The sequence below is a fragment of the Rhizobium redzepovicii genome (genome assembly GCF_019793435.1).
In the GTDB taxonomy this organism is placed as follows: domain Bacteria; phylum Pseudomonadota; class Alphaproteobacteria; order Rhizobiales; family Rhizobiaceae; genus Rhizobium; species Rhizobium redzepovicii.
Map to the genome: position 1 here is coordinate 1 of NZ_JAILYH010000024.1, position 23,171 is coordinate 23,171.

At 60.5% G+C, this 23,171-nt stretch carries 29 protein-coding genes; 9 read left to right on the forward strand and 20 right to left on the reverse strand.

All coding sequences use genetic code 11. The annotated features are described in order from the left end of the window. Positions 1-121 precede the first annotated feature (121 nt). A complete protein-coding gene (locus tag K6N12_RS29325) occupies positions 122-1,165 on the reverse strand; it encodes a hypothetical protein (protein ID WP_222149060.1) in 1,044 nt (347 codons plus the stop codon). Then, positions 1,152-1,502, reverse strand: a complete 351-nt coding sequence (locus tag K6N12_RS29330) for a hypothetical protein (protein WP_222149061.1) — start codon at positions 1,500-1,502, stop codon at positions 1,152-1,154. The genes K6N12_RS29325 and K6N12_RS29330 overlap by 14 nt, the downstream gene beginning before the upstream one ends. Before the next feature lie 95 nt (positions 1,503-1,597). Between K6N12_RS29330 and K6N12_RS29335 the strand changes: the two genes are divergently transcribed. Beyond that, positions 1,598-1,861: a helix-turn-helix transcriptional regulator gene (locus K6N12_RS29335; RefSeq protein WP_222149068.1), complete on the forward strand. Its 264-nt coding sequence runs from the start codon at positions 1,598-1,600 to the stop codon at positions 1,859-1,861. A gap of 17 nt (positions 1,862-1,878) precedes the next feature. Here K6N12_RS29335 and K6N12_RS29340 read toward each other — a convergent pair whose 3' ends face one another. The 7 genes from K6N12_RS29340 to K6N12_RS29370 form a co-directional block, all read right to left on the reverse strand. After that, positions 1,879-2,250, reverse strand: a complete 372-nt coding sequence (locus tag K6N12_RS29340) for a DUF3768 domain-containing protein (RefSeq protein ID WP_222149062.1) — start codon at positions 2,248-2,250, stop codon at positions 1,879-1,881. A gap of 9 nt (positions 2,251-2,259) precedes the next feature. Then, positions 2,260-2,835 carry a hypothetical protein gene (locus K6N12_RS29345; protein WP_222149063.1) on the reverse strand — a complete coding sequence of 192 codons (576 nt, stop codon included), beginning with the start codon at positions 2,833-2,835 and terminating at the stop codon, positions 2,260-2,262. Positions 2,836-2,962: 127 nt separating this feature from the next. Then, a complete protein-coding gene (locus tag K6N12_RS29350) occupies positions 2,963-3,748 on the reverse strand; it encodes a hypothetical protein (RefSeq protein WP_130705338.1) in 786 nt (261 codons plus the stop codon). A gap of 93 nt (positions 3,749-3,841) precedes the next feature. Next, on the reverse strand, positions 3,842-4,735 hold the full coding sequence (locus K6N12_RS29355; RefSeq protein ID WP_222149064.1) for a hypothetical protein: 894 nt from the start codon (positions 4,733-4,735) through the stop codon (positions 3,842-3,844). A 110-nt stretch (positions 4,736-4,845) separates the two neighbouring features. Then, on the reverse strand, positions 4,846-5,520 hold the full coding sequence (locus K6N12_RS29360) for a hypothetical protein (protein ID WP_222149065.1): 675 nt from the start codon (positions 5,518-5,520) through the stop codon (positions 4,846-4,848). Between the two features lie 353 nt (positions 5,521-5,873). Next, positions 5,874-6,812: a hypothetical protein gene (locus K6N12_RS29365; RefSeq protein WP_130705341.1), complete on the reverse strand. Its 939-nt coding sequence runs from the start codon at positions 6,810-6,812 to the stop codon at positions 5,874-5,876. A 267-nt stretch (positions 6,813-7,079) separates the two neighbouring features. Beyond that, a complete protein-coding gene (locus K6N12_RS29370; RefSeq protein WP_097624856.1) occupies positions 7,080-7,358 on the reverse strand; it encodes a hypothetical protein in 279 nt (92 codons plus the stop codon). A 363-nt stretch (positions 7,359-7,721) separates the two neighbouring features. Here K6N12_RS29370 and K6N12_RS29375 point away from each other — a divergent pair, with 363 nt between their 5' ends. After that, positions 7,722-8,105, forward strand: coding sequence for a VOC family protein (locus K6N12_RS29375; protein ID WP_097624776.1), 384 nt, complete (start codon positions 7,722-7,724; stop codon positions 8,103-8,105). Between the two features lie 363 nt (positions 8,106-8,468). Here the strand turns inward: K6N12_RS29375 and K6N12_RS29380 are convergent, their stop codons facing one another. After that, positions 8,469-10,475 (reverse strand): methyl-accepting chemotaxis protein, encoded by a 2,007-nt coding sequence (locus K6N12_RS29380; RefSeq protein WP_097624777.1) that lies wholly within the window; start codon positions 10,473-10,475, stop codon positions 8,469-8,471. Between the two features lie 540 nt (positions 10,476-11,015). Here K6N12_RS29380 and K6N12_RS29385 point away from each other — a divergent pair. Continuing rightward, entirely contained in the window at positions 11,016-11,891 is an 876-nt protein-coding gene (locus K6N12_RS29385; RefSeq protein ID WP_097624778.1) for a transporter substrate-binding domain-containing protein, read from the forward strand. A 114-nt stretch (positions 11,892-12,005) separates the two neighbouring features. Here K6N12_RS29385 and K6N12_RS29390 read toward each other — a convergent pair whose 3' ends face one another. The 5 genes from K6N12_RS29390 to K6N12_RS29410 all read right to left on the reverse strand — a co-directional run bounded on the left by K6N12_RS29390 (position 12,006) and on the right by K6N12_RS29410 (position 15,148). After that, entirely contained in the window at positions 12,006-12,419 is a 414-nt protein-coding gene (locus K6N12_RS29390; RefSeq protein WP_003570543.1) for a tellurite resistance TerB family protein, read from the reverse strand. Between the two features lie 82 nt (positions 12,420-12,501). Continuing rightward, complete coding sequence (locus tag K6N12_RS29395) at positions 12,502-13,206, reverse strand: thermonuclease family protein (protein ID WP_097624779.1); 705 nt, start codon at positions 13,204-13,206, stop codon at positions 12,502-12,504. A gap of 11 nt (positions 13,207-13,217) precedes the next feature. Beyond that, positions 13,218-13,895, reverse strand: coding sequence for a S24 family peptidase (locus tag K6N12_RS29400; protein ID WP_012556513.1), 678 nt, complete (start codon positions 13,893-13,895; stop codon positions 13,218-13,220). A gap of 113 nt (positions 13,896-14,008) precedes the next feature. Next, positions 14,009-14,656 (reverse strand): response regulator, encoded by a 648-nt coding sequence (locus tag K6N12_RS29405; RefSeq protein ID WP_012556514.1) that lies wholly within the window; start codon positions 14,654-14,656, stop codon positions 14,009-14,011. A gap of 93 nt (positions 14,657-14,749) precedes the next feature. Then, a complete protein-coding gene (locus K6N12_RS29410; RefSeq protein WP_097624780.1) occupies positions 14,750-15,148 on the reverse strand; it encodes a hypothetical protein in 399 nt (132 codons plus the stop codon). Positions 15,149-15,266: 118 nt separating this feature from the next. Between K6N12_RS29410 and K6N12_RS29415 the strand changes: the two genes are divergently transcribed. Further along, entirely contained in the window at positions 15,267-15,620 is a 354-nt protein-coding gene (locus K6N12_RS29415) for a DUF952 domain-containing protein (RefSeq protein WP_097624857.1), read from the forward strand. Next, positions 15,617-16,705 (forward strand): quinone-dependent dihydroorotate dehydrogenase, encoded by a 1,089-nt coding sequence (locus tag K6N12_RS29420; protein WP_097624781.1) that lies wholly within the window; start codon positions 15,617-15,619, stop codon positions 16,703-16,705. The genes K6N12_RS29415 and K6N12_RS29420 overlap by 4 nt, the downstream gene beginning before the upstream one ends. Here the strand turns inward: K6N12_RS29420 and K6N12_RS29425 are convergent. Genes K6N12_RS29425 through K6N12_RS29435 form a run of 3 tightly spaced genes read right to left on the reverse strand, consistent with a single transcriptional unit; the run spans position 16,681 to position 18,816 of the window. Then, entirely contained in the window at positions 16,681-18,021 is a 1,341-nt protein-coding gene (locus K6N12_RS29425; protein WP_097624858.1) for an MATE family efflux transporter, read from the reverse strand. The two genes, K6N12_RS29420 and K6N12_RS29425, sit on opposite strands and share 25 nt — an antisense overlap. 29 nt (positions 18,022-18,050) lie before the next feature. Continuing rightward, on the reverse strand, positions 18,051-18,548 hold the full coding sequence (locus K6N12_RS29430; RefSeq protein ID WP_097624782.1) for a CAP domain-containing protein: 498 nt from the start codon (positions 18,546-18,548) through the stop codon (positions 18,051-18,053). Between the two features lies 1 nt (position 18,549). Further along, a complete protein-coding gene (locus K6N12_RS29435; RefSeq protein ID WP_064836366.1) occupies positions 18,550-18,816 on the reverse strand; it encodes a DUF6460 domain-containing protein in 267 nt (88 codons plus the stop codon). A gap of 174 nt (positions 18,817-18,990) precedes the next feature. Here K6N12_RS29435 and K6N12_RS29440 point away from each other — a divergent pair, with 174 nt between their 5' ends. From K6N12_RS29440 to K6N12_RS34695, 3 genes are all read left to right on the forward strand, one after another. Next, positions 18,991-19,923 (forward strand): class I SAM-dependent DNA methyltransferase, encoded by a 933-nt coding sequence (locus tag K6N12_RS29440; RefSeq protein ID WP_097624859.1) that lies wholly within the window; start codon positions 18,991-18,993, stop codon positions 19,921-19,923. Between the two features lie 208 nt (positions 19,924-20,131). After that, a complete protein-coding gene (locus K6N12_RS29445) occupies positions 20,132-20,767 on the forward strand; it encodes a YitT family protein (protein WP_097624783.1) in 636 nt (211 codons plus the stop codon). A 131-nt stretch (positions 20,768-20,898) separates the two neighbouring features. Beyond that, positions 20,899-21,033 (forward strand): hypothetical protein, encoded by a 135-nt coding sequence (locus K6N12_RS34695; protein WP_275617445.1) that lies wholly within the window; start codon positions 20,899-20,901, stop codon positions 21,031-21,033. 377 nt (positions 21,034-21,410) lie between these two features. Here the strand turns inward: K6N12_RS34695 and K6N12_RS29450 are convergent, their stop codons facing one another. Together K6N12_RS29450 and K6N12_RS29455 are read right to left on the reverse strand one after the other, a co-directional pair. Then, on the reverse strand, positions 21,411-21,872 hold the full coding sequence (locus tag K6N12_RS29450; protein WP_097624784.1) for a carboxymuconolactone decarboxylase family protein: 462 nt from the start codon (positions 21,870-21,872) through the stop codon (positions 21,411-21,413). A gap of 21 nt (positions 21,873-21,893) precedes the next feature. Next, positions 21,894-22,394, reverse strand: a complete 501-nt coding sequence (locus K6N12_RS29455; protein WP_097624785.1) for an RrF2 family transcriptional regulator — start codon at positions 22,392-22,394, stop codon at positions 21,894-21,896. A gap of 130 nt (positions 22,395-22,524) precedes the next feature. Between K6N12_RS29455 and K6N12_RS29460 the strand changes: the two genes are divergently transcribed. After that, complete coding sequence (locus K6N12_RS29460) at positions 22,525-23,154, forward strand: YitT family protein (RefSeq protein ID WP_097624786.1); 630 nt, start codon at positions 22,525-22,527, stop codon at positions 23,152-23,154. Positions 23,155-23,171: the final 17 nt, after the last annotated feature.

Below are 23,171 nucleotides of genomic sequence, written 5' to 3' on the forward strand. Positions count from 1 at the left end.
ACAATAAGCATCCAAACAAAAAGCCTCCGATGAAACCGGAGGCTGTTGTAACCCCATCGCAGATGGGGGTCCCGTTTGGACGCCGATCACCCCAAATGCGGGGTCCTTATTCCATGCCTAATCACAATTTGGACACTGCGTCGGCCGCGCCTGCCAAATCGACAAGAACCCGCTCACCGCTTGCGCCCGTTACCGCCATTTCCTTACCGTGTGACGCTTGATCCAGCAATTCAAACGGCAACTGACCAAATTCGTGCCAACCGAAATAGTCGCTCTCGCCTCCGTCTGAGACATAGGCAGGCTTGTCATCTACATGCCATGTTGCTCTGGTGTCGCCACTGAACAAGCTGCTGACAAAACCGACGAGATCATCCTTGCCCGGCGAGCCCATAAAGCCCACCATCACAATTCCACGATGGGTTTGGGCAAAGCAGGTGGGACCCCAATCCTCGTCACGGGTATAGAACTCCCAATCCGAGGGGGCAGCCGGAAGCTGAGAACTGACGGAAGGTTGAGCTGGAGGCTGGCCCGCTGGTGAGGCAGCGCCGAAAGGCGAGGTGACTTCCTGGCTGCTGCCGTCCTGTTCGGTTTTGGACTGCAAACCCCTGAGGTCGAGGGCACAACGTTTAAACGCGTCATTCATTTCGAAAGCCTGGAACCGGTCCAGCGCTGGGACGGTCCATAGCGGTTCGTTGCCACTGAATCTGATGGGTAGCGGCTGAGGTTGCCGCGCCGCCAACACGGAATCGACCATCGCGCCTATTACAGCATTATATAGAAGAACAGGCACACTGGGCACGCCCGAATAGAGTTCTTGCTTGCCGATCGACTTCATTGGGAGGTCGACCACTCCCATCACAGTGTCGGCGGCGACTGTCGTTGTTTGATTGGCTGGAAGTTGCCAAGCGTCTTTTCGGATACGAAGGGCTATGGCCACCTCATCGCCGGCTCCGATCATCTTTTCGATGGAGATTGACCTCGTCTCCCACAACGATGTTCGAAACGCGCAATAGGGGCGTTCGTTTTGTTCGTCGGGCACATGCAAAACGATCTCCCAAGGCTTGCCGCTATAGTAGCTCGTCTTGCTCGCTGCCGCGCCGCCTGTCACGGCAACAAAAGCCGATAGGCTGATAGCAAAAGGCTTTAGGCGATCAAACAGACGCATCGAGCTTCTTCCGCTTGGACGAACGCCACGTGAAGAAGCTCATCATGGCTAGCACCAAGGCGATAAAGCCCCAGATCGTGATGTCGGAGAAGCTGCCCGACGTTGATGCAATGAAGGCGAAGGCAGCGGCAAGCGCAAACATGATCGCGCCGACGAGCGGCAGGGCGAACGAGAACGCCCCTGCGATGAAGAACAGCAAGCCAACCAGCATACCGATGGCGCCGGCGCCTCCGGTCGCTTTGTCCTGCAGCAGGCCGCTGCCTGCCGTCACGGCGCACGATTGCATCAGCACGAGCAGGCCCAAGAACAGGCCAATAATTCCGACTGCTATTTTCATTGATTGCCCCCAGCAGCGCTAAGCTCGCGCACGAATTGAAATATGTCGGATATATCCGATGGATTACGAGCCTTCAAGGTGGTCGCCATGCGATCATGGATACTCGCGAACGACTTGCCTGGAATCTTCGGAAGGTGCGCGCCGACAAGAAGGTGACGCAGGAAAATCTTGCCGTAGATGCCAGCGTCGACCGCACGACTATAAGCGGAATCGAGCGAGGTGACTTCAACGCGTCGATCGATCTCATTGATCGTATCGCAGCAGCACTGGCCATCGATATCGCCGAGCTCTTTGCGATCCCAAATGAGGGTGAAGCGCCGCCGAATACGCTGCCCGCCGGGCGAAAGCCCGGTCGTTGATATAGTGAGATCGGTCATCAGTATTCGTCCGCCCGCATGATCGTCAGCACGCGACGCGTGACGTGTGGATTGGCGGGGTCTGGTGACGCCATGTCGTAATCATGGTCGTAATAATCGATCTTCCAGAAATAGCTGACCCCATCCTGTTCGATCGCGCCGAAGTCGTGTTCGTTGTACGGATCATCGCCGGCGTTGAAGTTGTCAAAGCCGACAACGGCCATCAGCAGGGCCAATCGTTGGTCATGGGGCAGAGCGCTCACCGCTGGGGTGATGACAACCCTTCCAGCGGTGGGATTGCGCCTGAACGTGTCGTTGAGGGTTCGGATGGTGGCCGCCTTGTCGACGGCCTCCTCTTGATGATTTGCTGAAGTCATGGCGAGGCTACGCATCGGCCAATCTCACAGCTTGATGGTGGGATGCAGCAGCGCCACGTCTTCGAGCTTGCGGTTGAATGGCGGCAGGTCGAGGTAATGCCGCCACTGAAGCCGCAGAACACCGTCAGACTTCAATTCGAAGACGGTCGCCTCAAACCAGCCCTCGAGCGGATCCTCGGTGGCGAGCACCAAACTGCCGACCACGATCTTCGACCAGTCGTCCGGCACATTGCTCGGCGTTGCAGCGTGCCCCTGCTGCGAAATATCGGCAGGGGCAGCTCGCACTTCCTCCGCCTTCGCCCGATCGGCCTCGGGCAGATGGGCCGCAATCTGCTTGTAGAGGTCCTGCTTCACGAAAGGCACAAAAGCCTTGCCGCTATCGAAAAGCTTTCCCTTCGGCAGCTTCGGTAGCAGGGAGCGAACCGCGTCATTATCTGCCTTGAGCGAAAACATGCCCATCAGGCTTGCGGCACGGGACGCTGGTTGGGCGTCAGTGGCTGAAAAAAACGATGCGTGGGCCTTGCCGCTGTCGTCACGACCGAGAATGATTACAGGATGGGGTAGGTTGATCCCGGCCACGGCGGTTGAAGTGATGCTCATTTCTCTCTCCAAAAAAAGAGGGGCCGAAGCCCCCGAAACACGCCGGCAAAACACCGGCGTGCAAATGTTATATCAGAACGCCCTGTAAATGTCAATCGTAGGTTGTTTTGTTAGTCAACGCTACCCTCTATAGATGAAAAAACGGAGGCATAACGAGATCCGACGCAGATGCGAATATGAAGCCATCACCAGACGGTTCTAGACCGACAACTTCACATCTCATGGTGGCGTCTTCCGGTCCGTAATTTGAAGCCATTTCCGCCAACAGTCTTTTATTTGAGATAACCATCGGGCGCTCTGGCCGATCAAGCCGTCGTTTCATGAAGCCGAACATGAGACCTTCGGAAGGAGCTGCGTGAACGCCCCGTCCCGTTGCGAATGGCACCGACGACACACGCCCGTCAAAACTAGACATGAGTGACTCCAGAACATCGAAATCGGCCTCGGCACTCACGCCGGTCACCGCAAACTCCACAAGCATCACGCGTTTTCCCTGTTTTTCGGTTCCAGCATCCTCAACAAGTCCAAAAGTCGATACACATGCAAAATGTTCATTGGGCGGTCGATCCTCGACTTGAACCGCGAATCGCCTCCAATGATCAATCGATCTTCTTATTTTGTTGGCAATATCTGTAATCGGCAGAGAATTCGTATTCCCATTGGGAACCGTTAACGAATGCAAAGCAAAAACGCTTCGTCTCCAAGATTGGCGTTTGATTGACGTTGATCTGTCGATTGTCAGTAGTGCGTCATTGACTCTCGCGGTGCAGTTTGGGCACCGACCCTGTTTGCACCTAAGGGCGGGTTCGCACTTTATGGCTTCATACAATCCATTACCCAAGGTGAGGCCGAGAGAAGCACTACCTTCCACAATTGCGTCCGAAATACCTTTCAAGACGTTGTCGTTCATCATTTTAGTATCCTATCGATTAGGGGAGGGGCGGCATTAACCGGGACATGAGGCGCTATGATCATGTGCCAACGACTAGGCCTCTTGTGACGATTCCTAGTTGCCGAACAGACGGTCGCGGTTTGCCGCGATCTGGTTTGCGGCTTGCATTCTTAGTTCGAGGCGGGTGGATCGAAGGATATCCCGATAAAGCAGACTTCCTGCTCCGCCTGCGAAAGCAAGATCTTCGATCGTCCTATCGGCCATCGCAATAAAAGCGCGAACGAGATTAGTCGGTCTTATTGGTCGCTTGCGGTTTCTCCACCTTCCGGACGGCTGCTTCGTGATCTCGCCGGTGATAGGATCAAAGTGAGCAAGCATTTTCGGGTACGCGGTGTATTCTTTTATGATCGATTTAGTCATGTACCGTGCGTACGACTCAGCTGAACTGGAATCGATGCGCCGGCAGTGCGCAGCTGTGCATCCAGGCACGAAGGGCTGGTGAGCTTGATTAAAGGCGCGGCGTCGCGAGGTCAGCGCTGACTGGGTGGTTTCCCAAACGATAGCGTGGGTGTGCCATGAGAAGTATTGGCCGTCTGGGGCCGGTACAAACGCAGCCTGATAATAAAAGGCCGGCTCGACTATCCCGATGTAATTCCAGCCATTGAGGAACTGTTGTGTCAGATCCTTACAGACCTGCACATCGAAGGAGGCCGCTTCACGCAGTGGAACGGAATGCTTGTCAATGTCTAGCGTTACAAATGAAAATTTTCGCACGCCTAAGTCGACCAATAGACGTTGAATCTTCTCCGAAAACTGCGCCGAAAAAGACATTCTGGCGGCAGCGTTTATCGCTTTAAGCGATAACGCCTCGCGGGAGTTTAAATGACTTCTGAGTTCATGCGCATTGAGCGCCCTCCCGCGCTTCGTATGAAGAAAGGCGCGCAACGCAGCGTCAAGATTTCTATGCAACATATCGAAATCCTCTTGTGACCAAGTGAGTTTTTTCATGATCGTTCTCCATAGAGCAGGCAAAGCTCCGCCATCGGGCGTTGCCCGCCTGCGTCTCTAGTTGTTTGTGGTAAGTTGGATGGTTTGCTTTCGATAAGCACAAAACTGTATTACAAGGTAGCGTGCTTAACTTTACTCGTCTTGAGAACACTTATTGTGATCTCAACGTTATTGTTGGGTAGGCGCTTTAGCTCCCCCCTTATCTTAATTTTTGTTTTGTCGGGCAACCTGTAGAGCGTTGCCTGGATTGCAGTTGGCGCACTAACCCCGATTGAGCGAGAAGCAGCCTGTCTCATCTTTTCGATGCCACCGGCTTCACTGATTATCTGTGGTATCTTAATCGCGGAGATCTTCTCGTCGAAGTGCGGCAACAGTGCCCGATGGTATCTATGGACAGTGCTGTCTGCCTTTTTGCCATTGAACCCCACGGCTAGACGCAAGGCGGCCCGTAAAGGATCGTCTCGATTTGGCTTCAGCTTGGGATGCTGTGCCCATTCATCTGCGGCACAAAGCTCATCCCATTGCTCATCGTCTTCTGCGAGAATCAATGCGGCCCCATAAACAACAGCGAGCTTCGTCGTCAACGCCTGATCTGTATTCTGAAGTAGGTCCGCGATACCTTTGTTTGCACTCCTCAGCGCAGGCACAACACCCTTTTCATGAAGCTCACTTAGGGCTGCCCCAAGCTCTGATTGTGAACCGCCAGTGCTAGCTTTCTTGTCGCCATCTTCTCTTGCTGCCACGTGCTTGTGAGCTTTTTTGCTCGTTTTTTTGTGCGGCTTCATCGATTTGCCTCCGCTAGCGAAGCAACGAAGCGACGTATCGCCGATATCTCATAGACTGACATTCTCGGCCCAATTAAGGTTGGCTTTGGGGCTCTGCCGGCCCGCACGAGCGAATACCAGCTGGATCGGCTAATCGGGATCAGCTTGCCTTTCCCGACAAAGTCATTGAGGCGAGCGAAGCCCTCCATGGGTAAAGTTTGATTGTCTCTGTTCATTTCCGTTCTCCTATCGTCTGAACTAGGTTTCGACAGGAACAGAGATGATCAAAAACGTGGAGCTAGTACATTTGTCCGCGGCTTTGAGGACACTCCGCACTTAAGTGGACACAATATCTAATTGAAAAAATTAGAACATTATAAGTTGCTGTTGATCAGCTTTACCTCATCTGCCGTTAGATCGAAAACAAATGACTCGGCTTCAAGTCCACCGAGGAATTTTGAGTTAGAAGATTGGAGTTCGTCAGACATCAGCCGCAGCACGCTATCGCAAACAAACCTCGTCCTTCGCATCCATGTGCGAAAGAAACGGTGGTCGCGGGAAAATTTCAGATCGCCGCTCAACACTACGTCAAGGAGTGTTTTCGAAGGAGAGACCTTGATCGAACTGGCTGCATAGATGAACGCGATATTCTCTTTGACTTGGCCCCACATAGCATAAGTTGCAGTGGATGACTTGAGGCTATCATCGCTGTTCTTCTCTAGAAACCGCATTGCGAAATTCACGCTCGGGTCTCTCTTAGAGTTCACCCGTTTCGCGGAAACGTAGTGACAGCACGCCATCAGCTTGACTATTGTCATGTAGTCCTTTTTTCGTGTGTAGGTCTCATCTTCAAGCAATGCGCCCGAGCCGAAGGCAAGAAATCCTCCCGCGCCCTGAAAAGCTGTATAAATATTGAAGATGAACTGTGATCCGGCAAAATAGTACCGGGCAATCATATCCGCCGCCGTGTTCGAATCGAGATCGAGTCTCGCAGCCTTGTCTTCCGCTTCGGCAAGGAGTTGTTTGATCGCAATGCCAATTAAGTCAAACCTTACGTCTGGATCAAAAGGTGCGACCGCCCAGCCGCAGAAGGCAAAGAAGGTGGCTTCCTTATGTCCGTAATATGAGGGCGCGCCATTCATCAGAAGTTTGACGGCAGCCCCTGCATCGTAGGTTTCGAGGAGGTTTGCCATGCCAAATGACGGTTCGTCAGCGGGCCGTTCTATAGATCCGTATTCTTCGATCTGGGATGCGAATTGATCGAACAATTTCATCACCTCCGGAGGTACGGTGGGCTTGGGTGCGGGGCTCATTGCTCGACTCCATCAATGCGGCGGCGGTAGTTTATAAAGGGAAAGTAAGTTGCCTCGCGCCGAAAGAAAAGCACGACCCGGAGGCCGCCTCAGATTGATCGGGATCGGTGCGGATTGTTCATCGAACGTGCGGAGACATCCAGCTGATTTCGCGGTATATTTGACGGTATCACGGCGATAAGCAAAAAAATGATTAGTTTTTGCAATGCTTTAGTAGGTTAGCGGGGTTCCATTCACCCGCTCCAACTGCCTTTCCAGCGAACTTCTCTAATCCCCAAAAAACCGGATCGGCTTGTACCGGCGGTGCGCGATGATCAGGCTCCGGTCGGGCTGGATGATGTAGGTTTCTTCCACCTGCTGGCCATACTGGTCGATGAAATCATGCGGGAAGGCGGAGCCAGCAGGTGATTTGGTGAGCTTGCTGCGTGGCTGGCCGTTATAGGTGATGCTTCCCGGGATCGGCTCCAGGCCGGGGCCGCTATAGGTGGCGGTGCTGCACCCGGTGAGAATGAGGCTGCCGATCAAGCCGATGAGTGCGGGTTTCATGTCCATCCCTTCCGATGCGCCGAGGATGCGATCTTACTCCCGATCGGATCACGCTCGCCAGATGAAACGGCGTATCCGCCTTCAATCCTTCGAGAAACGCTGCTTGGGACGCCGTGATCGGGCGCGGGCTATTTCATTGCCGAAACCGGCGCCGTCTGCTAGATCGGCAGCGTCGAAAAAGGCAGGATCGGTTGAGGTAAGCCCGATCCCTTCCGTCAGAGCGTCACGAGCGCTCTCAAAGAAGCTCTGCTCCGTAGCCTATGGCAAGAGAACCCGCGACGTGATCTGCATCAGATGCGGGATCCCGGCGGCGTGCGGAGACGGCAAATTGCAGTCCCGGGATTTTTTTGAACGGAGACTGTCATGCGCCTGAACCATCTCGATTTTCACGTACCCGATATCGCTGAAACGGCGGACTTCTTCATCCGCCATTTCGGCCTGACGCTGAAGGATATGCGCGGCAACAACGGCCTCGCGATCCTGGAGGACGATACCGGCCTCGAAATCGTCCTCAGCCACGCCATCGCCAAGTTCGGCATTGCCGACCAGGTCGAACTGCAGCGCCAGACCTATCATATCGGCTTCATTCTGCCTGATAGGGCGGATGTCGATAGGGTTCACGCCGGGCTGGTTGCCGCCGGCGTGGAGCTCTCCGGCCCGCCGGCCGCTATGCGCGGCGGCTGGCTGTTTTATTGCACGGCGCCGGGGAATATCCTCGTGGAGGTTGGGTGGCGGCCGGCCAGGTAAACGCGGCGAAAGGAGGAGATGCCGCGGCCTTGCGATTGCCTCTTCTCCGGAGCGGGGGTCCGAAGGACGGGCGAGACCCGTGGCTCGCCCAGGCTGGTGCCCGTAGGGCGGATGAGGGGGCCGGCGAAGCCGGTCTTTTCATCGACGTCCATGCAGGCTTCGACAGTGGGATAGATTGTGACGGGAGGGCTTTCCGCGTAGCCCCCTCATCCGCCTGCCGGCACCTCTCCCCGAGGGGAGAAGAGACTTGTGGCTGCCGCTCAGTTCCTCGCTCACCTCTCACAAGGCAAATCGCCTACGGAAGGGTGAGGTGCAGCCATCGGCGCGAAACGCATAGCTGCACCTTGTGCCGAGATTTGCTGCTCAGAACTCCGTCCAGTCACCATCCTGGCCCTTCGGCGCGCTGTCGGTTGCGGCGAAGGCGTTGGCGAGGGTCTGGCCGAGGGCGCGGGCCGGCGAGGCGATCGGGCGGGCCGCACCTTCCCGCGCGACCCGGATCGCGGGTGCCTTGGCCACTGGGCGCGCGGCGGCGCGCGGTGCGGCTGCCGGCGGTCGGGCAGAGGAAATCGGCGCGGCAGCGGCGAAGCCGCCGGTGCCGGTCAGCTTGAACTGGCCGAGCAGGTTGTTCAGCGCCGTCGCTTCCGTCGCCAGGCTGTGGCTGGCGGCTGTCGACTGCTCGACCATGGCCGCGTTCTGCTGCGTACCCTGGTCCATGGTGTTGACGGCGGTGTTAATCTCCTGCAGCCCGATCGACTGTTCGCGCGAGGCTTCGGCGATGGCGTGGACGTGCTGGTTGATTTCCTGCACTTCCTGGACGATCGAATCGAGCGCCTTGCCGGTTTCGCCGACCAGCGAGACGCCGGTCTGCACATGTGTGCCGGAATTGGTGATCAGGTCCTTGATTTCCTTTGCCGCCTTGGCGGAGCGCTGGGCGAGCTCCCGCACTTCCTGGGCAACGACGGCAAAGCCCTTGCCGGCTTCGCCGGCACGCGCCGCTTCGACGCCGGCATTCAAGGCCAAGAGGTTGGTCTGGAAGGCGATATCGTCAATGACACCGATGATGTTGGAGATCTCGCCCGAAGACTTTTCGATCTGCTGCATGGCGGAGACGGCCTTGCGGACGATCTCGCCGGATTTTTCGGCGCCGAGGCGGGTGCGGGCGACGAGCTGGCTCGCCTCCTCGGCGCGCTTGGCGGCGTCGCGCACCGTCGTGGTGATCTCCTCCAGTGCTGCCGCCGTCTCTTCGACGGAGGCCGACTGCTGTTCCGTCCGCCGGGAAAGCTCGTCTGCGGAAGAGCGGATCTCGTTGGCACCGGCGCCGATCGCCCGGGCATTGGCGCCGACCGTATGCAGCGCCTCGTTGAGCTTCTCGACCGAATTGTTGAAATCCTCGCGCAGCGCGTCGAGATGGGCGACGAAAGGCTGGTCGATATGCGAGGCGAGATCGCCGGCGGCAAGGCGGCGCAGGCCGTCGCCGAGCGCGGTCACGGCGCCTTCGAGCTCCGCAGCTTCACGGGTCCGCTGCGCCTCGCGTTCGCGGCGCTCGCCGTCGCTAAGGTTGCGGTCGGCTTCGGCACGCGCCTCGATCCGCGCACGCTCGATCGCGTTGTCGCGGAAGATCGACACGGCCTTGGCCATCTGGCCGACTTCGTCGCCGCGGTCGAGGCCGCCGACCTCGCTTGCGGTATCGCCCTCGGCAAGCCGTGTCATGCGCAGGTTGAGCCTCGTCATCGGGCCGGCAATACCCATCTGGGCGACGACCACGCTGAAGCCGACCGCGAGCAGCACGGCGATGCCGATCAGAACGAGGCAGAAGACGATCCGCCCGTTGACCGAAGCCGAAAGCGCGTCGCCGCCGTCGTTGAGCATCGCCATCATCGCATCATTGTTGGCGATCATCTTCGGCGTCAGCGCATTGAGCTTGGCATTGATCAGAGCAACGCTCGCCTGCGCCCCGGCGCCGTCCTTGGCTTTGCTCTGCTCGATGATCTTGTTCGCCAGCGTTTCGATCTCATCGATGCCGGCCTGAATCTCGTCGATCGCCGGCTTGCGGCTCGGCACCAGCGCCAGCGCATCTTTCATCCGCTCACGGGCCTGCGGCAGCTTGCTCGGCGTGGCGAGCGTCGTCTGGAATGCCGGCGTATCCGGCTTCATGTCGGCAAGCAGGCTCACCTGCAGCACCGAGGCCACCACCGAGGCGCTGGCGCGCGCGCTCTGCATCGAGGCCAGCGCTTCATGATCGATGAAGGCGCTGTAGGCGGCGTCCGCACGGCGGAATTCGGCGACGACATAGACCAGCCCGGCCATCGTGATCAGCCCCAGCAGCGCCACGACCGATATGATTTTCGTGCGGATTTTCAGATGCTTCATGGAAATGTCACCCGGTTGACCGGGCGTCGCACGCCCGGTTCTTTGAAATCAATTGTTGCAAACAGAGCACTGCGTCGGTGTCGCGGCTCAGGGATTATTGCGGGGTTGACGCATGCATCATGCAATCGGCCGGCGGGTCCGTGTCGTCGTCACAAATAGAGGCGATATTCTTTAATTCCGCGCTAACGGCGGGGCGGCGCCGCGGTGATTTTTGGGAGCGTCAACCGGCAAGCCGCTCCGGCTGCCACCGCGCCGAAGGCTGCCCCTCGCCCTAACCCTCTCCCCGTTCTGACGGGGAGAGGGGACGTGCCATGAAAGAGGTTAGCGAGGGACGGAGAGGTCGCGACATATCCCCTTCGCCCCGCAGGCGGGGGTCCGAAGGACGGGTCGAGACGCGTGGCTCGACCCCGTTTGGTGGCGGCAGCCGGATGAGGGGCGGATGTGGCACGATCCGTCCCATGCATATTCCCCGTCCCGCATGACTCTGCTACATCTCGCCGACACCACACGCTTCGCGCTTAATTCGAGACCAAGATCACGATGATGCAATCCAAGTTGGCATCCCTGGCTGTGAAGGGGTTTCTCGCGTTCGGCCTGTTTCTGGGCGCTCTATCTTTTGGCTTTGCCGCATCCGCCCAGCAGGCAACACCCTCGCTGCCGCTGCTTTTCGATGCCCGTGAACGTCTGGCGCGGCCCGATCTCTCCTCGCTGGTCCGCCTGCGCTTCCTGACCTCGGTCGATTTTCCGCCGTTCAATTTTACCGATCAGAACGGCAAGCTTTCCGGTTTCAACGTCGATCTCGCCCGCGAAATCTGCAGCGAGCTGGAGATTTCGGACAAGTGCCAGATCCAGGCGATCCCCTTTGCCGATTTGAAGGATGCGCTCGCCGCCTCGCAGGGCGACGCCGTGATCGCCGGCCTTGCCGTGACGCCGGAGCTGCGCCGGCAATTCGTCTTCTCCCGGCCGTATCTGATGCTGCCGGCCCGCTTCGTGCGCAATCTCGCCGTGCCGCTCGACGGCAAAACGGCTGCCGCCCTTTCAGCGCACCCGGTCGGTGTGGTCAGGGGCACGGTGCACGAGGCGATGCTGGCCGCGTTCTTTCCGGCGATCAAAGCCCAAACCTTCGACACCAAGGACGCCCTGCTTACGGCACTCAAGGATCGCAAGGTCGATGCCGCCTTCGCCGATGCGCTGCAGCTCTCCTTCTGGGTCTCCTCGCCGGCCTCGGCCAAATGCTGCGCCCTGTTCGACGGCCCTTATCTCTCCGAGCATTTCCTCGGCGAGGGCATGACGATCATGCTGCGGCAGAAGGATAGCGTGCTGACGGCGGCGATCGACCATGCGCTCGCCACGCTGTCGCGCAATGGCCGGCTCCAGGAAATCTATCTGCGCTATTTTCCCTACGGGCTTTATTGAGCCTTCAAGCCTAAAGCGCGTCGCGATCTTTCAGATTCGCTCCTCGCGCTTTAGCTCTTTGTTTTTGCGCATGTCGTTGCCGCAAAACCGCGGCACATTTTTGCGCGACATGCCTTATCCCTTGCGGAAGCGGGCAATGGCGCTGCGCTCGATCGCCGCGCAGGTGAGCTTGTCGAGGCCGAGCCGGTCGCGCAGCAGGCTGAGCAGCCGCAGTTCCTCGGCTTTGACGGAGAGATCGGCGGAAGCGACTTCGACGGCCAGCGCATAGGCGGTGTCGTAGAGTTTTGCCGGCAGGGTGTCGCGCACGGTTTCGAGAACGACGTCGAGGCCTTCGGGCCCGGCCAGCAGCGAGGCGCAGTCGCGCGCCACCGAAATCAGCTTGTCGTCGTCGAAGTCCCGGAAAACCGGCAGGAACCCGATCAGTTGTCCGATCCTTTCCATCTCCCGGTCGTTCATCGTGCTGTCGACGGCTGAGGCCATCACCATCACGTAGATCAGCGCATCATGGGCGGAAAGCGGCTTGTTCATCTCTGATTCCTTTTTCGATCAGCCCAGAGTGGGAATTGGCAGCCGGCATTACAAGGGATCGGCGCCCTGTCAAGACCGCCGGTTATCTCCGGCGCGGATCGTCGCCGTAAAGGCCTTTTCCGGCTTGCCTGGCCTTCTCGGCGGCCGATGCCAGCGGCGAACCCGCCGCTGCCTCGGCCCAGCCGTTTTCGGCAAGCCATGCGCCGAGATCCTGCGTGCCGAGCCGGCAGGCGACCGTCGCCGTTTCCGTCCATTCAACAGCGTCGAGATCGCAGGCGATGCTGCGGTTGCGCAAGAGCTGGCGCAGCGCGGTCTTTGCCATCATGCCGCAGGGCCATTGCCGGCCGGTCGGCCCGCATATCTTGTCGGCCGGCGTCGGCACGATGCCGGCAAGCTGCAGCTTGCGCTCGCCGAAGGAGAGAAGGCCGGCATTTTCGACTGCCGGCCGCGCCAGCTCCACCGGTTTTTTCACGGCTGGGCTTGCCGTCTGCCCGGCGGCCGTCTCGGCCCGTTTCTCGCTCTCGGCGACTTTGGGTGCCGTGCCGTCGGCAGCCCCGAGGGAGGGCGCCGCCGGTTCCGTCGAGCGGACGATCACTTCGGCCCGGTCCTCCGAAATCGCAGCCGGTTCGCCGGCTGGCGCGGGCTGATCCACCGCGGCCACCGTTTCCTCGGCAGGCACGGGCTCGCCTTCGGCCGTGCCGCCCCGCAGCCTTGCTTCACCCGCCATCAGCAGGCCGGCCACCACCACCATGCCTATGAGACCTGTGAAGATGGCGGCAGGGCGCATGGAATATCTTCCTATTGGCTGGCCCAGATGATGCGGGCGATCCAATCGACATCGGAAAGCTCGAGGGTGCGGTTGGGATGCTCGGGATTGAGCGACATCAGCTCGATCGAGCGCGGGCTCTGGCGCAGCAGCACCTTGGCCATCACCTCGCCCTCGCATGTGCGCACGACGACGCGGTCGTTGCGGCGCACCTGCGCGCCGGGCTCGACGATCAGCACGTCGCCGTCGCGATAGAGCGGCATCATGCTCTCGCCCTGCACCTCCAGCGCATAGACGGCTGATTTCTGCGCCGGCGCCGCCGGAAATTCCACCACGTCCCAGCCCTGGCCGGCCGGAAAACCGCCATCGTCGAAGAAGCCGCCGGCGCCGGCTTGGGCAAAGCCGAGCAGCGGGATTGAACTGCCCTGCGGCGGAAAGGCGCCGTCAGATTGGCCGGCCGGCCGCTTGGAAAAACCGGCATCGGGCTGCAGAAAGGCAAGGAACTGCTCGACGCTCGCCCCGGTGGCGTCGAGCACCTTGGCGATCGATTCCGTCGAGGGCCAGCGCAGCCGCCCATCGGCGGAAAGCCGTTTCGACTTGTTGAAGGAGGTAGGGTCGAGCCCGGCACGCCGCGCAAGACCGGATGGCGTCAGTTCGTGCCGCTCGGCAAGCCTGTCGATCGCTCCCCAGATCTGATCGTGTGACAGCATAGGCGCCCGATTCCGTGCGCGGCTCATCCGCGCGTCAGCCGGTCGGAATATTAACCGACCGTGCCGCCGGAGTAAAGGCAAAGGAGGAATAAAATCCTGATATTGCAAGGGTTTCAGGCGACCATCGCCATGTTGATCTTGCCGAGCTGGATGACTGCCTGCGTACGGCTGTCGACGTCGAGTTTCAAGAGGATCGCCGAGACATGCGCCTTGATCGTCGCCTCGGAGACGCCGAGTTCGTAGGCGATCTGCTTGTTCAACAGCCCTTCGCCGAGCATGGTCAGCACCCGGCTCTGCTGCGGCGTCAGGGTATGCAGGCGGTGGATCAGGTCGGCGACATCGGGATCCTGCTCCTGGCCGCCGCGGTAGTTTTCCGGCGTGGCAATGTCGCCGGCAAGCACCGTCTGGATGCTGCGGCGAATGTCGTCGATGCCGGCGGATTTGGAAATGAAGCCGGAGGCGCCGAGTTCCAGCGCCCGACGGATCGTCGTCGCATCGTCGGTTGCCGAGACGATGATGATCGGCAGGCTGGCGAATTCGGAGCGCAGCGCCATCAGGCCGGAAAAGCCGCTGACCCCGGGCATGGCGAGGTCGAGCAACATGAGGTCGGCCTCCGCATGGGCGCCTGCCGCCTTGCGCGCCGCCGCGAAATCGCCGGCTTCGACGATCGCCTGCCGGCCTTCCATGCCGATGACGGCCTGGCGCAGCGCATCGCGAAACAGCGGATGATCGTCCGCAATGATGATGGTCTGTTCCTGCATCGAAAACTCCCTCCCAAGAGCCCGATCGTGCCTGCATGCGCCGCCGTCCCCTCCGAGGTTTGCATGCATGCCTAGTGATATGACTATATCAGATCAGGTCTTCTGCGGAAGGGGATTGGTGTTTTCCTCAGCCTGAAACTCCTTCACCATCCCCATGAAACTCTTCATCATCTTCTCCATGATGCTGATCGAGCGGTCGATCTCGGCATCGCTCGGCAATGCGCGCTGGATGGGGCCGCCCTGTTCCAGCTTCGTCACCCGCTCGGACAGCCGGTCGAGTTCGTCCTCGTAGGCCGCCCGTTCGTCGGCCGCCATCCGGCAGACGAGGGCGCCGTCCTTGTCCAGGCAGATCGACATGGCCCCGGTCTGCCGGTCGAGCCGGACGAAATGGTCGCCGCTCTTCTCCAGCTGGAACCGACTTGCATCGGCCTCGGCTGCGGCCGCGCCAAACGGCAGGAGAAGAACGCCAAGTGTGAGAACCAAAATCTTCATCGTCTCATCCTCCGGATTTTGCTTGTGCGGGTCCTGTTTTTAAGCGCCGGGGCGTGGACATCGCCGCCTCTTTCCGGCAAAGCGCTGGTGATCGAGGACCAGCAACCGCGAGGCCATGATGACCCTGACACCGACCCTTTACAAGATCGTGACGGAAACGCTCTGGCAGCAAGCCAGACAAACCGGCATTTTTCATGGCGCCGGCATTGATCTCAAGGACGGCTTCATCCATTTCTCGACGGCAGAACAGGCCAAGCAGACCGCCGCGCTGCATTTTAACGGCCAGGCCGGCCTGCTGTTGATTGCCGTCGATGGCGGGGGCTTCGGTGACAAGCTGGTATTCGAACCCTCGCGCAACGGCGATCTCTTCCCGCATCTCTATGCCGATCTGCCGCTTGAAGCCGTGCTCTGGGAAGCGGCGTTGCCGCTCGACGAGACCGGCGCCCATATCTTCCCGGAGCTGCAGCCATGATCGATCCCTTCAAACGTCTCGCCCGCAGGGGTCTCTTCCTGTTCGATCCGGAAACGGCGCACGGCATGTCGATCGCCGCCCTGAAATCCGGCCTCGTGCCCGCCTGCCAGATCACGCCCGATCCGCGCCTGCGCCAGACCGTCGCCGGCCTCACCTTCGAAAACCCGCTCGGCATGGCCGCAGGCTATGACAAGAATGCCGAGGTGCCAGAGGCGCTCTTGAAGCTCGGCTTCGGCTTTACCGAGATCGGCACGGTGACGCCGAAACCGCAAGCCGGTAATCCCCGGCCGCGCATCTTCCGCCTGGTCGAGGATGAGGCTGTCATCAACCGCCTCGGCTTCAACAATGAAGGCCATGAGGCCGCTTTCGCGCGCCTCGCGGCGCTGAGCGGCAAGGGCATCGTCGGCGTCAATATCGGCGCCAACAAGGACAGCGAGGATCGCATCGCCGATTACGTCGCCGGCATCCGCCGCTTCCATTCGGTGGCGCGCTATTTCACCGCCAACATCTCCTCGCCGAACACGCCCGGTCTGCGCGACCTGCAGGCGCGTGAAAGCCTGGCAGCGCTGCTGTCGGCGGTGCTGGCAGCACTCGACGAGATGGCGGCGACCTCCGGCCGCAAGGTGCCGGTCTTTCTGAAGATCGCCCCGGATCTGACCGAGGAAGGCATGGACGATATCGCGGCGGAAGCGCTCTCGCATGCGCTGGATGGCTTGATCGTCTCCAACACCACGCTGTCGCGTGACGGACTGAAAGATCAGCGCCAGGCGAAGGAGACGGGCGGTCTCTCCGGCGTGCCGCTGTTCGAAAAATCGACTGCCGTGCTTGCCAGAATGCGCAAGCGCGTTGGCCCCGCGCTGCCGATCATCGGTGTCGGCGGCGTTTCCTCGGCCGAAACCGCGCTGGAGAAGATCAGGGCGGGCGCCGATCTCGTCCAGCTTTATTCCTGCATGGTCTATGAAGGCCCTGGCCTGCCCGGCGATATTGTCCGCGGCCTCTCCAAACTCATGGACCGCGAAAAGGCATCCGGGATCGGCGAGTTGCGCGACAGCAGGCTGGATTACTGGGCGGCGCGAAAAGTCTGATCGGCCCGCGGCTTGACCAGCACGGCCAGGAAAAAGCCCCGGAAGAGCAGGAAGGCGTTCATAGCAAGCCACAGGCCGTGATTGCCGACGAGCGGCACGAAAACGGCAAGCATGGCGAGGTAGCCGGCAAAGGACATCAGCATCCGGTTGCGCATCTCGGCCGACCATGTCGCGCCAATGAAGACTCCGTCCATCAGGAAGGCGAGTGCGCCGGTCAGGCCGGTCACCGCCGCCCAGGGCAGATAGGTTGCTGCCGCCTGCCGCACCTCGGGCGAAGTCGTCAGCACCGAGATCAGCCAGGGACCGGCGAGGAAGAAGAAAGCGGAAACGATCGCTGCCAGCCCGAAGGACCACAGGATCGTCAGCTTCAGCCCGCGGTCGAAGGCCGGCCGGTAACGTGCGCCGATCGCCCGGCCGGTGATCTGCTCGGCGGCATTGGCAAGCCCGTCGAGATAATAGCTGGAGAGCAGGACGAAATTCATCAGCACGGCATTGGCGGCAAGTGTGACCGCGCCGAAGCTGGTGCCGATCCGCGTCATGATGGTGAAGGCGCCGATCAGCACGAAGGTGCGGATCAGGATGTCGCGGTTGAGGGCGAAAAGCTCGGCCAGCCGATGCCGCGAAAAGATCTCCGCCCATGCCGGCCGCTCGGCCTTGGCAAAGCCGCTAAGCACGATGGAAAGCCCGGCAAGCGCGCCGGCCATCTCGCCGGCCATCGTTCCCCAGGCGACTCCCGCCACGCCCCAGTCGAGCGTCAGGCCGAGATAGATCGACAGCAGGATATTCATGCCGTTGATGATCGCCTGCAGCAGCAGCCCGATCTTGCCCTGTCCGCGCCCGAGCACGAAGCCGAGAATGGCGTAATTCGCAAGTGCAGCCGGTGCAGCGAGAATCCGGATCGAGAAATAGGTGCTGGTCGCCTCTGCGATCGCGCCTTCCGCGCCCATCAGCCGCAACCCCGCCGTATTCAGCAGCGGCGAAAGAAAGAGCAGAGCCAGCCCGCAGCCGAGCGCCGAAATCAGCGCCCGGGAGAAGACCGCCTGCTGCTCGTGCTGGTCGCGCCGCCCATAGGCCTGCGCCGTCAGGCCGGTCGTCGAGGCGCGCAGGAAATTGAAGCTGCCCATGATCAGATCGAACAGCATCGCACCGATCGCCAGCCCCGCCAGCGCTTCCGGATCACCCATACGGCCGACGACGGCGGTGTTGGTCAGCCCGAGCATCGGCGTCGTCATGAAGCCGAGCGTCATCGGAATGGCGATCGACAGCACCAGCCGGTGCGTCACCTCGAAGGCGAACCTGTTATTGTGCGTATCCATCCATGGCCTGATATCGAGGCCGAATCGCCTCAGCTCGACAGCACCATGGCCCAATAGGGCAGGTTCCGGGAAGCTGAATTGTGGGCAACGGCGACGCCGAGGCCGTCATAGCGCCCGAGCATGTTTTCCAGATGATGCGGCGAGTTGATCCAGGCGGTCACCACCGCATCGACGCTCTGCTGGCCGGAGGCGATATTCTCCGCCGCCGGCAGCCGGACGCCGCTCGCCTTGACACGGGCGCCGAAACTGTCGGTCAGCCCCATCAGATGCGCCATCTTACCGGCACTTGCCATGCGTTTGGCCTGGAACAGCGCGGCGGTGCTCGCCGCCGGATCGACAGCTAGCGGCGGCAAGCCGTTCTTCGCTCTCAGTTGGTTGACCAGCGGCAATACGCTCGCCGTTTCGTCCTCGCCGTTCGAAGGCGTGCCGGCAAGGCGCGGGGTGGTGGTGCAGCCGGCGATGCCGGCGGCAAGCGAAAGCCCGGAAAGGATGAGCAGGCTGCGCCTGGAAAGATCGATCGATGTCATGTTACCGGCGATAGCTGAAAAGGCGAAGGATGACGAAAAGCGGGATGACGATCGTCGCCCCGAGGAGGAGGTAGTCGCCGACGCGCCCGAGCGCTGAAAAACCGCGATGCCAGATCTCCAGGATGAAGTCGCGGAAGCCATAGATGATGTTCCACGGCGTCAGGCCGAACACGGTCATGACGAAACCGACGATCAGCGACACGACGACAAGCTTTATCAATGTGCGGGCGAAGGAATCGCCGAGGAACCTGTTCACCTGATCGGACATGCGCCATCTCCTGTTTGCCCTTGGAATAAGGTTGCGGCGTGTTGCCCGCAAGCCCTTTCGGGGATTGGCCGCTTCGCCTCTGAAATAGGACTTGAGTTTTTTTGTGGCCGCCGCCAGATGCGGGCCACGTAAAACTGTGCAGCGCAACGACATGCGTCAAATAAAGAGCCGATGATGCAGCCTCACCAGCTTTCCTCAGGCGACGTCATCGCCGACCGCCGCGCCGATTATGCCCGAATGCTCGACGAGGGCGGCGAGCCGGAAGCGGCCGCCGAGCTGATGGAACAGGCCCTCGAACTCGTGCCCGGCTGGGCCGCCGGCTGGTATCGCCTTGCCACCTATCGCGAAAAGGCGGGCAGCGGCGAGGCCGCGATCGAGGCCTATCGCAACACGCTTACCCTTGATCCCGACGACATTTTCGGCGCCGCCCTCAAGCTCGCCCTTCTCGGCGACGGCGCCACACCCGACCGGCCGCCGAGCCGCTATGTCGAGCGCCTGTTCGACGACTATGCCGACCGTTTCGAATCGGCGCTCGTCGAGAAACTCGATTACACCGTCCCGCAGAAGCTCGCAGCCCTCGTCGCATCCACCGGCAGGCATTACGCACGTGCCGTCGATCTCGGCTGCGGCACCGGCCTGCTCGGCCCCGAGATCCGCGCCGGCGTCAGCCGCCTCGAAGGCTTCGACCTCTCGCAGAACATGCTGGCCAAAGCCGCCGAGAAGGGAGTCTATGATCACCTCGCCCGGGCCGATCTCTCGCTGGCGCCCAATTTCTCCGGCTTGTTCGCCGACGCCGCGCGCCATCGCGCCGAGCTGGTAACGGCCGCCGACGTGCTGATGTATCTCGGCAATCTCGAAAGCGTCTTTGCCATCATCGAGGACCTCGCCGCATCGGGCGCCGACATCGCCTTTTCCGTCGAGGATGCAGGGGACAGCGGGGGCTTCCACCTCGCGCCGTCGCTGCGTTACGCCCATTCGGAGGCCTATGTGAGGCAGCTCGCTGCCCGCCACGGCCTCGAAATCCTGAAGATCATCAAGACGGTCATTCGCAAAGATGGCGGCAAACCGGTTGCCGGCATTCTGTTTCTTACGCGCAAACCCGCGTGAGCGAATATTTCTTGCGATTTTTTAATAGGACAGCATTGCTTACCTATTTCACTTGCTCGGCACGCCAGAACACTGATATTGCACAGCTATCCGCAGAAAGCGCGGCCAAAACGCCGGGCGATCCTGTCCATTTCACAATCAAAACCACCGCGTCCGGCTTTTCCCCCGGACGTGTTCCCGAACGCGTCTGCTGTTGGAGACTGGCGACATGACACAGCTCATCAATGCCCTTGGCTTCTGGAATACCAGCGCTACGCGCCATGCCCCGATCGAGGACGTGCAGGGCATATTCTCCGGCAGCCTGGTCGCCGCACTCGGCCTCTACGTGCTCGCCAGTGCCGGGCTTTTGACCGGCAGCACCGCCGGTGTTGCCTTCCTCCTGCATTATGCCTTCGGCGTCAATTTCGGCCTTGCCTTCTTCCTGCTCAACCTGCCGTTCTTCTGGCTCTCCTGGAAGCGTCTCGGCATGGCTTTCACGATCAAGACCTTCGTCGCCATCGGCCTGACCTCGGTACTGGCCGACGTGCAGTCGCGCTTCTTCTCCATTTCCAGCATCCACCCGGCCTGGGCCGCCCTTCTCGGCGGCCTGTTGCTCGGCTTCGGCGTGCTGGCGCTCTATCGCCACCGCGCCAGTCTCGGTGGCGTCGGCATTCTCGGCGTCTATCTGCAGGAGCGGTTCGGCATCCGCGCCGGCCTCGTCCAGCTCGCCATCGACCTCTGCGTGCTCGCCGCTGCCTTCTTCGTCGCCACGCCGCCGGTGGTCTTCTATTCCGTCCTCGGCGCCGTCGTCCTCAACCTCTTCGTCGCCATCAACCATCGCGCCGACAGGTACATCGCGCTCTGACATTACAAATCGGTAAGCCATTCTAAACAAAACGTAACTTGCCTGAAGCCCCTCCCGGCGCGACACTTCTTCCCGCGCCGGATTTGATGAGGTGAGTTATGTCAGATTTGGAAAAGCTTGTGAGACGCCGCATGCAGGAAGAATACGCCAAAGGCGCTTCCGCAGAGGAAATCGCGAAAGTCGTCCGCGACCTCTTCAACAGCATCGACCTTTCGGGCTTATCGCCTGACGCCGTTGCTGTACGAGCCACTCCGAATTACGAGTGACCTTATATTCAACCGACCCGAATTTTTCGGGTCGGTCGCCGGGATGCCATCATGAAGGCGCCTGGAGGGCAGATGATGGAGTTGAGAAGCCCACGTAAAAATCGCAGCCGGGCCCCGATTCCTCGCTGTTCTTGCTCCAAAAATCACCCCACACTCCGTCCTCCTCGGGCTTGATCCGAGGATCCACGCCGCCCCACCGCGGCGGGGCCATTGATCCCAGGCTCAAGGCCTGGGATGACGGAGGGTGGGGGCCTGTTTTGCCAAACTCGCCGTTGACGCAGCGGATGACACGTCGCACTTCCTGGTTCAGCGCGGTGCCGTGTGGCCCCGACGTTTGCCTGGGTTCAGCCCCCAGCCTCAACCCCGTGGCATTGGCCTCAAGCGGCCTTGACGGCAGCATCGATCGGATGTTGCGAGCGGAAGCCGACGGCAAGCCGGTTCCAGATATTGATCGCGCCGATCGCCACGGTGATCTTGGTCATCTCCTCCTCGGAGAAATGCGCCTTCAGCGCCTCGTAATCGGCATCCGGTGCGCCGGTTTTGGCAAGGTTCGTCACCGCATCGACCCAGCCGAGCAGTGCCCGTTCTCTGGCGTCATAAACAGGCGATTCCCGCCAGACGCACATCAGGTTGATCCACTGCTCGGAGAGCCCATCATGGCGGGCTTCCTTCACATGCATGTCGACGCAATAGGCGCAGCCGTTGATCTGCGAGGCGCGCAGCTTGATCAGGTGGATGAAGCGGCGCTCCAGCCCGGAAGACTGGACGTACTGCTCGAGTGCGGCGACCGCCTTGTAGGCATCGGGGGCGGCTTTGGCGAAGTTGAAACGGGGTTGCATGGTCTTCTCCTTTGATATGGCTCAGCGAGCCGTCTTGCGTTCATGGATTTCAAGGAAGGCGCAGCCTCTGGCTGCGATCGATCCATCGTCGAGGGCATTCAATTCGATGCCGAGATCGGCAATGCTGGTCTTGGCCAGTTCGGCCCGGTAGACCCGTTCTGCCCGGAGCATCGCCGCGCTGATATTGCATGGCTTGGCAAAGAAGCGATCGGAGACAGGGTTCGGCCCGCGCTGGCGGATTTCGGCGCAGCGGAACGCCGGCGCCGGTCCTTCGACCGCGAGCAGGATATCGAGCAGCGAAATCTCTTCCGCCGCCTTTGCCAGCCGGTATCCGCCTTTCGGCCCCGGCACGGTATCGAGGATGCCGGCGCCAGACAGCGCCTGCAGATGTTTCAACAGATAGCTCGTCGACACACCGTGGAATTCTGCCAGGGCTGCGGCCGACAGCACGCCGCTCTCGGAAAGGCCGGAAAGCATCGCAACGCTGTGAATGGCCTGCTCGACGCCATCGCTCATCTTCATCGAGGCAATCTCCTAATCGTGGATAAAAGATATCCATGATTATATCGGCTGTCAAGAGCAGACCTTACGGCTGGCGGCTTGCCTTTCTCCCGACGGCGGATAGAAACGGGAAAAACGACAGGGGAAGATCATGGCAGCCAACGCCTTCACAGGCCTTCTGAACTCCAGCGCCGACCGCCACTCGCTGTTCGACGACGCCCAGGGCATCGTCGCCGGCAGCATGCTCGCCGTGCTCGGTGTCTCGCTGCTCTCCGGCGCCGGGCTGCTTGCCGGCGGCACGGCCGGTCTCGCCTTCCTCGCCCATTACGCGACCGGCTTCAGCTTCGGCCTCTGCTTCTTTGCCGTGAACCTGCCCTTTTATTATCTCGCCTTCCGCCGCATGGGGCCTGCCTTCACCATCAAGACCTTCGCCGCCATCGCGCTGACTTCGGTCCTGTCGGAATTCGTCCCTGGCTTTATCGGTATCGGGCATGTCAATCCGATCGCCGGTGCGCTCTTCGGCGGCCTCGTCATCGGCGCCGGCCTGGCGCTCTTCCGTCACCGCGCCAGCCTCGGCGGCATCGGCATTCTCGCCCTCTATATCCAGGATCGGCTCGGCTGGCGCGCCGGCCTCGTCCAGCTCGGCTTCGACTGCGTCATCCTGGCGCTCTCCTTCCTGGTCGCCAGCCCCTCGATCATCGCCTGCTCCGTGCTCGGCGCGGTCGTGTTCAACCTCACGCTTGCCATCAACCATCGCAAGGACCGCTATATCGCCGTATGAGGCGATGGACGCTCTTC

Bases quoted from the DNA above. Each gene is read 5' to 3' on its own strand.
- K6N12_RS29325 (WP_222149060.1), bottom strand. From the start codon at position 1,165: ATGCGTCTGTTTGATCGCCTAAAGCCTTTTGCTATCAGCCTATCGGCT.
- K6N12_RS29330 (WP_222149061.1), bottom strand. From the start codon at position 1,502: ATGAAAATAGCAGTCGGAATTATTGGCCTGTTCTTGGGCCTGCTCGTG.
- K6N12_RS29335 (WP_222149068.1), top strand. From the start codon at position 1,598: ATGGATACTCGCGAACGACTTGCCTGGAATCTTCGGAAGGTGCGCGCC.
- K6N12_RS29340 (WP_222149062.1), bottom strand. From the start codon at position 2,250: ATGCGTAGCCTCGCCATGACTTCAGCAAATCATCAAGAGGAGGCCGTC.
- K6N12_RS29345 (WP_222149063.1), bottom strand. From the start codon at position 2,835: ATGAGCATCACTTCAACCGCCGTGGCCGGGATCAACCTACCCCATCCT.
- K6N12_RS29350 (WP_130705338.1), bottom strand. From the start codon at position 3,748: ATGATGAACGACAACGTCTTGAAAGGTATTTCGGACGCAATTGTGGAA.
- K6N12_RS29355 (WP_222149064.1), bottom strand. From the start codon at position 4,735: ATGAAAAAACTCACTTGGTCACAAGAGGATTTCGATATGTTGCATAGA.
- K6N12_RS29360 (WP_222149065.1), bottom strand. From the start codon at position 5,520: ATGAAGCCGCACAAAAAAACGAGCAAAAAAGCTCACAAGCACGTGGCA.
- K6N12_RS29365 (WP_130705341.1), bottom strand. From the start codon at position 6,812: ATGAGCCCCGCACCCAAGCCCACCGTACCTCCGGAGGTGATGAAATTG.
- K6N12_RS29370 (WP_097624856.1), bottom strand. From the start codon at position 7,358: ATGAAACCCGCACTCATCGGCTTGATCGGCAGCCTCATTCTCACCGGG.
- K6N12_RS29375 (WP_097624776.1), top strand. From the start codon at position 7,722: ATGCGCCTGAACCATCTCGATTTTCACGTACCCGATATCGCTGAAACG.
- K6N12_RS29380 (WP_097624777.1), bottom strand. From the start codon at position 10,475: ATGAAGCATCTGAAAATCCGCACGAAAATCATATCGGTCGTGGCGCTG.
- K6N12_RS29385 (WP_097624778.1), top strand. From the start codon at position 11,016: ATGATGCAATCCAAGTTGGCATCCCTGGCTGTGAAGGGGTTTCTCGCG.
- K6N12_RS29390 (WP_003570543.1), bottom strand. From the start codon at position 12,419: ATGAACAAGCCGCTTTCCGCCCATGATGCGCTGATCTACGTGATGGTG.
- K6N12_RS29395 (WP_097624779.1), bottom strand. From the start codon at position 13,206: ATGCGCCCTGCCGCCATCTTCACAGGTCTCATAGGCATGGTGGTGGTG.
- K6N12_RS29400 (WP_012556513.1), bottom strand. From the start codon at position 13,895: ATGCTGTCACACGATCAGATCTGGGGAGCGATCGACAGGCTTGCCGAG.
- K6N12_RS29405 (WP_012556514.1), bottom strand. From the start codon at position 14,656: ATGCAGGAACAGACCATCATCATTGCGGACGATCATCCGCTGTTTCGC.
- K6N12_RS29410 (WP_097624780.1), bottom strand. From the start codon at position 15,148: ATGAAGATTTTGGTTCTCACACTTGGCGTTCTTCTCCTGCCGTTTGGC.
- K6N12_RS29415 (WP_097624857.1), top strand. From the start codon at position 15,267: ATGACCCTGACACCGACCCTTTACAAGATCGTGACGGAAACGCTCTGG.
- K6N12_RS29420 (WP_097624781.1), top strand. From the start codon at position 15,617: ATGATCGATCCCTTCAAACGTCTCGCCCGCAGGGGTCTCTTCCTGTTC.
- K6N12_RS29425 (WP_097624858.1), bottom strand. From the start codon at position 18,021: ATGGATACGCACAATAACAGGTTCGCCTTCGAGGTGACGCACCGGCTG.
- K6N12_RS29430 (WP_097624782.1), bottom strand. From the start codon at position 18,548: ATGACATCGATCGATCTTTCCAGGCGCAGCCTGCTCATCCTTTCCGGG.
- K6N12_RS29435 (WP_064836366.1), bottom strand. From the start codon at position 18,816: ATGTCCGATCAGGTGAACAGGTTCCTCGGCGATTCCTTCGCCCGCACA.
- K6N12_RS29440 (WP_097624859.1), top strand. From the start codon at position 18,991: ATGCAGCCTCACCAGCTTTCCTCAGGCGACGTCATCGCCGACCGCCGC.
- K6N12_RS29445 (WP_097624783.1), top strand. From the start codon at position 20,132: ATGACACAGCTCATCAATGCCCTTGGCTTCTGGAATACCAGCGCTACG.
- K6N12_RS34695 (WP_275617445.1), top strand. From the start codon at position 20,899: ATGCAGGAAGAATACGCCAAAGGCGCTTCCGCAGAGGAAATCGCGAAA.
- K6N12_RS29450 (WP_097624784.1), bottom strand. From the start codon at position 21,872: ATGCAACCCCGTTTCAACTTCGCCAAAGCCGCCCCCGATGCCTACAAG.
- K6N12_RS29455 (WP_097624785.1), bottom strand. From the start codon at position 22,394: ATGAAGATGAGCGATGGCGTCGAGCAGGCCATTCACAGCGTTGCGATG.
- K6N12_RS29460 (WP_097624786.1), top strand. From the start codon at position 22,525: ATGGCAGCCAACGCCTTCACAGGCCTTCTGAACTCCAGCGCCGACCGC.